Source organism: Pseudomonas sp. ef1, assembly GCF_007293365.2.
GTDB classification, from domain to species: Bacteria; Pseudomonadota; Gammaproteobacteria; order Pseudomonadales; family Pseudomonadaceae; genus Aquipseudomonas; species Aquipseudomonas siliginis.
Window position 1 is genome coordinate 2,853,421 of sequence record NZ_CM129815.1, and the last position, 12,072, is coordinate 2,865,492.

Consider the following 12,072-nt stretch of genomic DNA (forward strand, 5'->3'; position numbering starts at 1 on the left):
CATGCTTTTCGCAGAGCCTTTCGGGCGTTCGCAGCTGCGCAAAATGACCCGAAAAAGCGCACGTATATAACCGGCGCACAGGTACTTGTGCACATTAGTTGCGCAGAGCGTAACGCGACTGTCACATCGATCCTGACTCCAGTCGCTGCCTGTATCAAAAGTTTAAGTCAATGAAAAATATCGTCTTTTTTTGTTGGTGAAAAAATCGTCAGTTTGACTGCGAGCCCCATTCTATAAGGCTTTGCGAGGATCACAGAGCGGTTGTCCACTGACTTATCCACAGCTTCTGTGGATTGTCCCTAGCGCTTGCTCTAGCACGGGCGTGCCGGGTTTTTTTCGACTTTACCTGTAAGAAAAAGAGAGTAAAGTGGCGCGCCTTCCGATCTGTCCCGCAGTGCTTTATGAAGTTTCGCTCAGTATCAGACTCTGTTACCTCCAATCCGACCTCTGTTACCGCTCCCAAGCGTTTTTCCGTGCGTGTGGCTGAATGGCTGCTCGATGCGCCGCGCCTGAGCGACAGCCCCAGCGCCAAACACCTCGCGGGCCGCCTGCTCAAGCAACCGGCCCGCGAAGGCGTGGTCGCCGCACAAAGCCGTCTCGGCCAATTGATCTGCCGTGAGTGCGGCAATGCCCGTGACCGGCGTATCGGCCAGGAGCTGCTGCGTCAGGCCGCCCGCGCCGGTGACCGTCGCGCGCAACAGGAACTCGGTCTGATCGAAGACTGAGCTGTCCAAGCCCAGACACCTTGGTTAACCTTCAGGCTTTATCCGATTGGCAGGAGTCGCTATGGCTATGGACTTGACCAGCATATTGCTTGGTCTTGCGGCAGCAGGGGTGCCGCTGCTGGCGCTGGCCTGGCAACTGCAACGCCGGGCCAGCAATGCCCAGGCCGATCTGGCCTTGCTCGAGGAGCGCCTGGCCATGGCGCAACTGGCCCAGGACGGCCTCACCGCGCAGCTTGAAGCGAGCCGCGATGAAATCGCCGATCTCGGCCAGGCCAATGCCGCCAAACAGGCAGACCTCGCCGCCCTGCGCCGTGAAGTCGAATTGCTGCAGATCGAGCGCGATGACGCCCGCGACGCCTCCCACGCCTGGAACCTCGAACGCGCCAACAAGGACGCTGAGTTGCGCCGCCTCGACGCCCACGCTGCCTCGCTGAGTGCCGAACTGCGAGAGCAACAGGAAAGCCATCAACAACGTCTCAACGACCTGCAAGGCTCACGCGATGAACTGCGCGCGCAATTCGCCGAGCTGGCCGGCAAGATCTTCGATGAGCGTGAGCAGCGCTTTGCCGAAACCAGCCAGCAGCGGCTCGGGCAGTTGCTTGATCCGTTGAAAGAGCGCATTCAGTCCTTTGAAAAACGCGTGGAAGAAAGCTATCAGGCCGAAGCCCGCGAGCGCTTCTCGCTGGCCAAGGAGCTGGAGCGTTTGCAGGCGTTGAACCTGCGCCTGAGCGACGAAGCGACCAATCTGACCCGCGCGCTCAAGGGCCAGAAAACCCAAGGCAATTGGGGCGAACTGATCCTCGAGCGCGTTCTTGAGCATGCAGGTCTGGAGAAGGGCCGCGAGTACCAGACCCAGGTCAATCTCAAAGGCCCGGACGGGGAACGCTTCCAGCCCGATGTGATCATTTATCTGCCCGGCGACAAGCAAGTCGTGGTCGACTCGAAAGTCAGCCTCACGGCCTATCAACAATATGTTGCGGCCGATGACGACACCCTCGGACAGATCGCGATCAAGCAGCATGTATTGTCGCTGCGCAATCATGTCAAAGGTTTGGCCGGCAAGGATTACAAGCGTCTGGAAGGCCTGCACAGCCTCGATTTCGTTTTGTTGTTCGTACCGATCGAAGCGGCATTTTCCGCTGCGTTGCAGGCTGAGCCTTCGCTGTTTCAGGACGCTTTCGACCGCAATATCGTGATCGTCAGCCCGACTACGCTGTTGGCCACGCTGCGGGTGATCGACAGTCTGTGGAAGCAGGAACGGCAGAGCCAGAACGCCCGGGAAATCGCCGAGCGCGCGGGTTGGCTGTACGACAAGTTCGTGTTGTTTATTCAGGATCTGGACGAAGTGGGCAATCGTCTGCAGCAACTGGACAAGGCTTACAGCTCAGCGCGTAACAAGCTGACAGAGGGGCGCGGTAATCTGGTCAGCCGCAGTGAGCAGTTGAAGTTGCTCGGTGCGCGGGCGAGCAAGAGCTTGCCGGCGGATTTGCTGGAGCGGGCGATGACGGATGTTGATGGGTTGGTTGAGTTGCCTGAGTAAGAGGTCTTTTTTTGGGGCTGATTTTGGGGGCATATCCGTTGCTGCGGTGATGGCGGCTGGCGGTTTCGCCCTTACGGCGAGTCACCTTTTTCAAACGCCAAAAAGGTAACCCAAAAGGCTTGCTCCTGCGTTCGGCCCTCGCAGGCTCGGGTTCCTTCGCTCCGGGATCGATCCGGGCGCAGCGGCTCCGGTTTGCTTCGCTGCACCTCCTTCCGCTGTGTCTGGCTGCGCCAGACGGTCGCTGCGCTCCCACGCCCGGATCAATCCCTCCACTCAGCCTTCCGACGTCGCCGGTGGATCAAGATCAAAAGCACTCGAGCTTGCGCTCATTGTTGAGTGGGGCGGCTGCGCCGCGGGCAGCTGCGCTGCCTTGCTTTTGCTTTTGTGGGAGCGAGCCTGCTCGCGAAGGCAATCTGCCGACCAACCATTTCACTCAGATATCGACGGTCCAACTGTAGGAGCTGCCGAAGGCTGCGATCTTTTGCTCTTGCTCTTGCTCTTGCTCTTGCTCTTGCTCTTGCTTTTCTGTGGGAGCGAGCCTGCTCGCGAAGGCGTCTGCAAGGTCACCTTCTACAACGGCAAATACCGACTCAACAGTGCCCGCAACGCTGCCGGCTTCACCGGTTTGGCCAGGTAATCCAGGCCCGCAGCATGCACTTGCGCTACGGTCTCCGGGCGTCCATCCGCGCTGATTACCACGCCGGGTACCGGCTCGCCCAGGCGCGTGCGCAACCACGCCATCAGCTCTGTGCCGGTATCGCCGTGGTCGAGGTGATAGTCGACCAGCGCCAGTTGCGGCCGCACACCTTCATTCAATATCGCTGCGCATTCTTCGCGATTGCGCGCCGTCCATACCTGGCAGCCCCAGCGGCTCAACAGGCTGTTCATGCCGATCAGGATGCTGTCTTCGTTATCGATGCACAGCACCTGCGCGCCGCTGAGCATTTTGCTGTTCGGTTCGACCGAGGCGCTCGCCGCAGGCGTTTGCGTGCGCGCCAGCGGTACCGTGACGCTGAACACACTGCCGCGCCCCGACCAGGAGCGAACGCGCAAGGTATGCCCGAGCACGCGGCACAAGCCGTCGGCGATCGCCAGACCCAGGCCCAGACCTTTTTCGGCGCGGGTCTGGTGGCTGTCGAGGCGTTTGAATTCTTCGAAAATCACTTGTTGTTTGTCTTCCGGAATCCCCGGGCCGCGATCCCAGACTTCCAAACATAACTCACCACCGCGCCGACGCACGCCCAGCAGCACCGGGCCTTTGGCGTAGCGGAACGCGTTGGTGAGGAAGTTCTGCAGAATCCGCCGCAGCAGTTTGATGTCGCTGTCGATGCGCAATTGACTGCCACGCACCCGGAACGTGAGTTTTTGCTCTTGGGCCAGTGCCTTGAATTCCGCGCCGAGGGTGTCGAACAGTTCGTTGACGGCGAAGGCTTTGCGATCCGGGTTGATCTTGCCGTTTTCCAGGCGGGAGATGTCCAGTAGATCGCTGATCAGGTCTTCCGCCGAACGCAACGAGCTGTCGAGGTGTTGCACCAACTGCTGCGCCTCTGCGCTCAAGCCTTCGTTCTGGTGAGAGAGGGCGGCGGAGAACAGCCGTGCGGCGTTCAGCGGTTGCATCAAGTCGTGGCTGACGGCGGCGAGGAAACGGGTTTTCGACTGGTTGGCCGCCTCGGCATTGCCCTTGGCTTCAGTGAGCGCGACGTTGAGTTGCGACAGTTCCTGGGTGCGCTCGCTGACCCGTTGTTCCAGCCCTTCGTTCGCCTCGGTCAGCGCCTGTTCGGCTTCGCGGAACGCGGTAATGTCGGTGAAGCTCATGACAAATCCGCCGCCGGGCATCGGGTTGCCGATCAGCTCGATCACCCGGCCATTGGGGAACAGCCGTTCGGAAGTGTGCGCGCGGCCTTGACGCATCCAGTGCAAGCGTCGCGCGACGTGCACTTCCGCTTCGCCGGGGCCGCACAAACCGCGTTCGGCGTTGTAGCGAATGATGTCGGCAATCGGCCGGCCGACGCTGATCAGGCCGTCGGGGTAGTTGAACAGCTCCAGATAACGGCGGTTCCACGCCACCAGTTTCAGCGACTGGTCGACCACGCTGATGCCCTGGGTGATGTTCTCGATCGCGCCTTGCAGCAGGGCGCGGTTGAACTGCAGCACCTCCGAGGCTTCGTCAGCGATTCGGACTACGTCCTCCAGCTGCATTTCCCGACCTTCGATGGCGGCTTTTACTACAGCGCGCGTCGAAGAAGCGCCGAGGACACCGGCGAGCAAGCGTTCGGTGTGGGCAATCCATTCGCTGTCGGCGTTCTGGTTGGGGTTGAAACCCTTGCCCTGACGGTAGGCGAAGCGAATGAAGCTCTGCCGCGCGCGTTCTTCGCCGACGAAACGCGCCGCCAGTTGCAGCAGATCGTCGATCTGCACCGCCAGCATTGAACGAGCATTAGGCCGCGCGCTGATTTCCTGACCGATGAAACGCCCGGCCTGCCAGTGCTCGGAAACCCGCGTGCGCGACAGCACCGAGACCCAGGCGAACAGGGTGAAGTTACCCGCCAGCGACAGCACCACGCCTTGAGTCAGCGGCGTAATCGGCAGGTTCAGCGGATTGCTGTGCAGCCACGCCAAGCCGGGGAAACTCGCCAGCGACCAGCCGAGACTGTGCGCGGCAATCGGCAGCACCAGCGTGTAAAACCACAGAAACGTGCCGGTGGCGAGGCCGGCGAACACGCCCCGGCGGTTGGCCTGTTTCCAGTACAGCGCGCCGAGCATGGCCGGCGCCAGTTGCGTCACCGCGGCGAAGGCGATCTGGCCGATGGTCGCCAGGCTCGCGGTCGAGCCGAGCAAGCGATAACTGACGTAGGCCAGCAGGAGAATCACCACGATGCTCACGCGGCGCACCGAGAGCATCCACTGGCGGAACACTTCGAACGGGCGCTCGGCGTTGTTGCGGCGCAACAGCCACGGCAACAGCATGTCGTTGGAGACCATGGTCGACAGTGCGACGCTGGCGACAATCACCATGCCGGTCGCTGCCGATGCACCACCGATAAACGCCAGCATCGCCAGCGCCGGATGGGCCTGGGCCAGCGGCAGGCTGATCACGAACGAGTCGGGCAGCACATCGCTGGGCAGCATCATCTGACCGGCAAGGGCGATCGGGACTACAAACAATGCGGCCAAAGCCAGATAAGCCGGGAACACCCATTTCGCCAGGCGCAGATCCTGCGGGTCGATGTTCTCCACCACGGTGACGTGAAATTGCCGGGGCAGGCAGATGATCGCCATCATCGCCACGCCGGTCTGCACCACCATCGACGGCCAATTAATCGTTTCCTTCCAGTACGCCTCAAGGCGCGGGGCGAGCATCGCCTGATTGAACAGGTCGTCGAAACCGTCATACAGCCCGTACGTGACGAAGGCGCCGACGGCGAGAAAGGCGAACAGCTTGACCAGCGACTCGAACGCGATCGCCAGCACCATGCCACGGTGGTGTTCGGTGGCGTCGAGGTTGCGCGTACCGAAAACGATGGTGAACAACGCCAGCACCAGCGACACGATCAGCGCCGTGTCCTGGGCGCGGGTGCCCATGGCATCGGCGCCGGCGCCGATCAACAGGTTCACGCCGAGGACAATGCCTTTGAGTTGCAGGGCAATATAGGGCAACACGCCGACCAGACAGATCAGCGCCACCACCACCGCCAGCGATTGCGACTTACCGTAGCGCGCGGCGATGAAGTCGGCGATGGAGGTGATGTTCTCCTGTTTGCTGATCATCACCATTTTCTGCAGGACCCACGGCGCGCCGACCAGCAGCAGGATCGGCCCGAGGTAAATCGGCAGGAATGACCACAGTTGTTCCGCCGCCTGACCGACCGCGCCGAAAAACGTCCAGCTGGTGCAGTAGACCGCCAGCGACAGGCTGTACACCCAGGCGCGCACCCGCGGCGGCAACGGCGTGCTGCGACGGTCGCCGTAGAAGGCGATGGCGAACATGATGGCCATGTAGGCCAGGGCAACGACGGCAATCAGCCCGGTGGACAACGACATGCAGCACTCCCGACAAAAGACTCCCCGGCACTCCTGCCCGGGCGGACAGTCTCGCACGCGCGCGACGGTTAGTCAGTGTCGACCAAGGTCGTGGCGTGGCGGGGTGTCGCAGGCATGGATCGTTGCGTTTGTGCGTTGATCCTGCCCGACGCGCAATCCTGTAGGAGCTGCGGCACGCGGCGATCTTTTGATCTTGATGTGAAGATCAAAGGATCGCAGCCTCGTTGCACTCGTCAGCTCCTACATCAAAGCTTGCGTCAGTCCAGATGCAGCGCAATATCGATCAACCGATGCAACTCATCCACCTCCAGCGCCGTGGCCGAAAACAGAATCCGGAACACCACCGGCGCCACCACCAGATTGATCAAGCGGTCGACACTCGGTGTGTTTTCATCCGGATAGCGATCGACAATGGTCTGCAACTGCGCACCGATGATCGCCACGCAATAGCCGGGCGTAGCGCTGGCCTGCACGTCGCGCATCATGTTGCGCCCGACCTCCGAGCTCATCTCGTCGAGATATTGCTCGGCCCAGGCGCGGATATCGCCGCGCAGGCTGCCAGTGTTCGCCGGCTCGCTGTCCGGGCGCATGCGGGCGAGGGCGACGTCCGCCAGCAACGCCGCCAGATCACCCCAGCGGCGGTAGATCGTCGACGGCGTAACCCCCGCGCGGGCGGCAATCTGCGGGACGGTCACGGTGGAACGTTCCTGCTCTTGCAGCAGCGCATTGACCGCCGAATGAATCGACTCCTGCACCCGGGCACTGCGGCCACCGGGGCGTAAACCTTCTTTAATAGCCATGCGGCAGACCTTAACACAAAGAATTTGCTTTAAGCGCTGGGCGGTAGCACACTGCGCAAAAGCAAAAAATTAGCTTTTGTGGAGTGTGCCCATGACCAGCCTCTTGAATAATTTCGCTTCCCACCGGTCCAGCTTGTGGTTTCTGGCGATTACCTTACTCAGTTTTCTCGCCGCTTCCACCGCGCCGACGCCGTTGTATCACTTGTATCAGGATCAGCTGCATTTCTCGGCAGCGATGTTGACGCTGATCTTCGCCGTTTACGCTTTCAGTCTGTTGGCGGCGTTGCTGACGGTTGGTTCGCTTTCCGACCATCTCGGACGCAAACCGGTGATCTTCAGTGCCGTGCTGCTCAATGCGCTGGCGATGCTGCTGTTCATTTATGCCGACAGCGTGTCGTGGTTGATCAGCGCACGGGTGCTGCAAGGTTTCGCCACCGGCATGGCCACTGCCGTATTGAGTGCAACGCTGCTCGACACCGACCGTCAGCAGGGGCCGCTGATCAACAGTGTCGCGCCGTTACTCGGGATGGCTTTGGGCGGTTTGGGCTGTGGCTTGCTGGCAGAATTCGCACCGGCGCCGTTGCAGCTGACCTATTGGTTGCTGTTGGCGTTGTTCGTGTTGCAGGGCGTTTATGTCTGGCGCCTGCCGGAGAGTGTCTCGCGGCAAGGTGGGGCGCTGGCATCGTTGCGACCGACCCTGCACGTGCCGGTGCAAGCGCGTTCAACGTTATGGCGAGTGCTGCCACTGAACACCGCAACCTGGGCGCTCGGAGGTTTTTATGCCTCGCTGGCACCGTCGTTGGTGCGCACGGCCACTGGCTCTACCTCCAATCTGATCGGCGGCGCTACGGTCGCGGCGCTCACCGTGACCGGTGCGTTGATGATTTTCCTGATGCGCAATCGTCCAGCCGCTCAGGCGCTGCGGCTGGGCGCGAGCTTGCTGCCGATCGGGCTAGTGCTGATTCTGCTCGGTGTGCATGGCGCCAGTCTGTCGCTGTTTTTCTTTGGCACCCTGGTCGCCGGTTGCGGCTTCGGTTCGGGTTTCCTCGGTGCGGTACGCAGTCTGGTGTCGCTGGCCTCGCCACACGAGCGAGCCGGGTTGATGTCGGCGTATTACGTGCTCAGTTATCTGGCGTTCTGTCTGCCGGCGCTGCTGGCCGGGCATCTCGCTCGCAGTTTCGGGTTGCTGGCGACCACTGATGGTTACGGCGTTGTATTGATCGTGCTGGCCGTGGCTGCGCTGCTGCTCAGTCTGCGTCCACAGACAGGCAGAGTTTGCAGCGCTCCTTAAGCGCGTGTAGATACTTATCTGCAAAACAGATAACAGTTAGAGATATTACCCGTTATATCGATATTCGATTCGGATCTACCATGAACTCAACCTCACCAGAGGACAGGAGTTCATGATGATTTGCCCTAACAGTGTCACCCCCGGCTACAAACCTTTCAGCCAGCTTCAGCATCCGCGCGAAGTGATCCGCCAGTTCACGCCGAACTGGTTCGCCGCGACCATGGGCACCGGTGTGTTGGCATTAGCGCTGGCCCAGTTGCCGCTGGCCATTCCCGGATTGCGCGCTGTGGCCGAAGGGCTGTGGTTGTTCAACATTCTGTTATTTACGCTGTTTACCGTTGCCTACGCCGCGCGCTGGATTTTGTTCTTTGACGAGGCGCAGCGGATTTTCGGTCATTCGACTGTATCGATGTTCTTCGGCACCATTCCCATGGGCCTGGCGACGATCATCAACGGCTTTCTGTTGTTCGGGCTGCCGCGCTGGGGCGACGGTGTCATTCAGCTCGTTGAAGTGTTGTGGTGGATCGATGTAGCGATGTCGCTGGGCTGCGGTGTGTTGATTCCGTACATGATGTTTACCCGTCAGGAACACAGCATCGATCAGATGACTGCGGTCTGGTTGCTGCCGGTGGTGGCGGCGGAAGTAGCCGCGGCCAGCGGCGGCTTGCTCGCCCCGCATCTGACCGACGCCCATGGGCAACTCTTCGTACTGACCACCAGCTATGTGCTCTGGGCTTTCTCCCTGCCGGTGGCGTTCAGCATTCTGACCATCCTGTTGTTGCGCATGGCCTTGCACAAACTGCCCCACGAAAACATGGCCGCGTCGAGCTGGCTCGCCCTCGGTCCGATCGGCACCGGTGCCCTGGGCATGTTGCTGTTGGGCGGTGAGGCGCCAGCGATTTTTGCCGCGAATGGTCTGCCCGGCGTTGGTGAAATCGCCTCAGGATTAGGGCTGGTGGCAGGGATCACCCTGTGGGGTTTTGGTCTGTGGTGGATGTTGATGGCGCTGCTGATCACCGTGCGTTATCTGCGTGACGGCATTCCGTTCAACCTCGGCTGGTGGGGCTTCACCTTCCCATTGGGCGTGTATTCGCTGGCGACGCTGAAACTGGCAAGTATCCTCAACCTGACATTTTTCAGTGTGTTCGGTACGGCGCTGGTGATTTTGTTGGCGGCAATGTGGCTGATCGTCGGCAAGCGCACCGTGCAGGGCGCGTGGCGTGGCGAGCTGTTTGTCTCGCCGTGTATCGCAGGTTTGAAGAAATAATCCGAAAAGTTTAGGTAAGGTGTGGCCTGGATCGTGGTGCGGGATTCCAATAACAAGCACCCAGGCCTCACTACCTAACATCAGGAAACACGGAAGATGAGTCACCCCTCACAGTTCAACCTGTTGCGCACCCGACGCTTTTTGCCCTTCTTTATTACCCAGTCGCTCGGCGCGTTTAACGACAACGTGTTCAAGCAGTCGTTGATCCTCGCCATCCTCTATCGGTTGACCATCGAGGGCGATCGCTCGATCTGGGTCAACCTCTGCGCGCTGCTGTTTATCCTGCCGTTTTTCCTGTTCTCGGCGCTGGCCGGGCAGTTCGGGGAAAAATTCGCCAAGGACGCGTTGATCCGTCTGATCAAACTCGCGGAAATAGCCATCATGGCCGTAGGATCGATCGGTTTTCTCTTCGATCATCTGTCGCTGATGCTGGTGGCGCTGTTCGCCATGGGCACGCACTCGGCGCTGTTCGGCCCGGTGAAGTATTCGATCCTGCCGCAGGCCTTGCGCGATGACGAACTGGTCGGCGGCAACGGTCTGGTGGAAATGGGCACGTTTCTGGCGATTCTCGCCGGGACCATCGGCGCCGGGATCATGATGTCGACCGAGCACTACGCGCCGGTAGTCTCCGCAGCGATCGTCGGCATTGCCGTGCTGGGTTACCTGGCCAGCCGCAGCATTCCGCGTGCGGCGGCATCGTCGCCGGAAATGCGCCTGAACTGGAACATCTTCAGCCAGTCCTGGGCGACGCTGAAACTCGGCTTGGGCCAGACGCCAGCGGTGTCACGCTCGATTGTCGGCAACTCGTGGTTCTGGTTCGTCGGGGCGATCTACCTGACGCAGATCCCGGCCTACGCCAAGGAATGGATGCACGGTGACGAAACCGTGGTCACGCTGATCCTGACCGTGTTCTCGGTGGGCATCGCGCTGGGTTCGATGCTCTGCGAAAAGCTCTCCGGGCGCAAAGTCGAGATCGGTCTGGTGCCGTTTGGCTCGTTTGGCCTGACCGTATTCGGCCTGTTGCTGTGGTGGCATTCCGGTGGGATCCCGGACAGCGTCAGCGGCCATAGCTGGATTGCGGTGCTGGGCTTCGTGCACACCTGGGCGGTGTTGATCGACATCCTTGGCCTCGGCATTTTCGGTGGCTTCTATATTGTCCCGCTGTACGCGCTGATCCAGTCGCGCACGGCTGAAAACGAACGCGCGCGGGTGATTGCCGCCAACAATATTCTCAACGCGTTGTTTATGGTGGTGTCGGCGATTGTTTCGATCGTCTTGTTGAGCGTCGCCAAGCTGTCGATCCCGCAACTGTTCCTGGTGGTGTCGCTGCTGAACATCGGCGTCAACGCCTACATCTTCAAGATCGTTCCGGAATTCAGCATGCGCTTCATGATCTGGCTGCTCAGCCATTCCATGTACCGCGTCGAGCACCGCAACCTTGAAGCGATCCCGGACGAGGGCGCGGCGCTGTTGGTGTGCAACCACGTGTCGTTCGTCGACGCCTTGCTGATCGGCGGCGCCGTGCGTAGGCCGATTCGCTTTGTCATGTACTACAAGATCTACAACTTGCCGGTGCTGAACTTTATTTTCCGCACGGCGGGCGCGATTCCTATCGCCGGACGCCAGGAAGATATCCAGATCTACGAAAAAGCCTTCACACGCATCGCTCAGTATCTGAAGGACGGTGAGCTGGTGTGCATTTTCCCGGAAGGCAAATTGACCGCCGATGGCGAGATCAACGAGTTTCGCGGCGGCGTGACGCGCATTCTGGAGGAGACGCCGGTGCCGGTGATTCCGCTGGCGTTGCAAGGATTGTGGGGGAGTTTCTTCAGTCGCGATCCGAACAAGGGCTTGTTCCATCGCTTGTGGTCGCGGGTGACGCTGGTGGCGGGGCCGGCGATTACCGAAGGGACCGAGCCGGCGAAGTTGCAGGTGTTGGTGGGGGAATTGCGCGGATCTGTCAGATAGTCGGTGTATCAAAAGGCCCCTTCGCGAGCAGGCTCGCTCCCACAGTGGACCCTGTTCCAATGACGGAGCGCGGTTGAATGTGGGAGCGAGCCTGCTCGCGAAGACGGTAGTTGCTTAAGCGCTGACTTTAAGGCCTATCAAACCGGTGACGATCAACGCCACACTGGCCAGCCGAATCAATGCCATCGACTCGCCGAACAAAATGATCCCGGCGATCACCGTGCCCACCGCACCTACGCCGGTCCAGATCGCATACGCCGTACCCAATGGCAATTCCTTCATCGCCAAGCCCAATAGACCCAGACTGATGGCCATGGCGGCAACGGTCAGGGCGGTGGGAAGCGGGCGGGTGAAGCCGTCGGTGTATTTCAGCCCGACGGCCCAGCCGACTTCGAACAGGCCGGCGCAAAACAGAATGATCCAGGACATGCAGGACCTCC

General features: G+C 60.5%; 8 protein-coding genes. 5 read left to right on the top strand and 3 right to left on the bottom strand.

What is annotated here, in order from left to right; all coding sequences use genetic code 11:
- The first annotated feature begins 401 nt into the window (after nt 1-401).
- Together FEE99_RS13040 and rmuC are read left to right on the top strand one after the other, a co-directional pair.
- Complete coding sequence (locus FEE99_RS13040) at nt 402-725, top strand: hypothetical protein (protein WP_024012181.1); 324 nt, start codon at nt 402-404, stop codon at nt 723-725.
- A 175-nt stretch (nt 726-900) separates the two neighbouring features.
- Entirely contained in the window at nt 901-2,265 is a 1,365-nt protein-coding gene (rmuC, locus tag FEE99_RS13045) for a DNA recombination protein RmuC (protein WP_163012219.1), read from the top strand.
- Between the two features lie 570 nt (nt 2,266-2,835).
- On the opposite strand, the gene FEE99_RS13050 is transcribed toward rmuC, so the two are convergent.
- Together FEE99_RS13050 and FEE99_RS13055 are read right to left on the bottom strand one after the other, a co-directional pair.
- Nucleotides 2,836-6,306: a hybrid sensor histidine kinase/response regulator gene (locus tag FEE99_RS13050; protein ID WP_041479531.1), complete on the bottom strand. Its 3,471-nt coding sequence runs from the start codon at nt 6,304-6,306 to the stop codon at nt 2,836-2,838.
- Between the two features lie 257 nt (nt 6,307-6,563).
- Nucleotides 6,564-7,106 (bottom strand): TetR/AcrR family transcriptional regulator, encoded by a 543-nt coding sequence (locus FEE99_RS13055; RefSeq protein WP_041479530.1) that lies wholly within the window; start codon nt 7,104-7,106, stop codon nt 6,564-6,566.
- A gap of 103 nt (nt 7,107-7,209) precedes the next feature.
- On the opposite strand from FEE99_RS13055, the gene FEE99_RS13060 reads away from it, so the two are divergent.
- From FEE99_RS13060 to FEE99_RS13070, 3 genes are all read left to right on the top strand, one after another.
- A complete protein-coding gene (locus FEE99_RS13060) occupies nt 7,210-8,397 on the top strand; it encodes an MFS transporter (protein ID WP_371924053.1) in 1,188 nt (395 codons plus the stop codon).
- A 115-nt stretch (nt 8,398-8,512) separates the two neighbouring features.
- Complete coding sequence (locus tag FEE99_RS13065) at nt 8,513-9,664, top strand: TDT family transporter (protein ID WP_041479528.1); 1,152 nt, start codon at nt 8,513-8,515, stop codon at nt 9,662-9,664.
- A gap of 96 nt (nt 9,665-9,760) precedes the next feature.
- Nucleotides 9,761-11,632, top strand: coding sequence for an MFS transporter (locus tag FEE99_RS13070; RefSeq protein WP_041479527.1), 1,872 nt, complete (start codon nt 9,761-9,763; stop codon nt 11,630-11,632).
- Nucleotides 11,633-11,746: 114 nt separating this feature from the next.
- On the opposite strand, the gene sugE is transcribed toward FEE99_RS13070, so the two are convergent.
- Nucleotides 11,747-12,061 carry a quaternary ammonium compound efflux SMR transporter SugE gene (gene sugE, locus FEE99_RS13075; RefSeq protein ID WP_041479526.1) on the bottom strand — a complete coding sequence of 105 codons (315 nt, stop codon included), beginning with the start codon at nt 12,059-12,061 and terminating at the stop codon, nt 11,747-11,749.
- Nucleotides 12,062-12,072 lie beyond the last annotated feature (11 nt).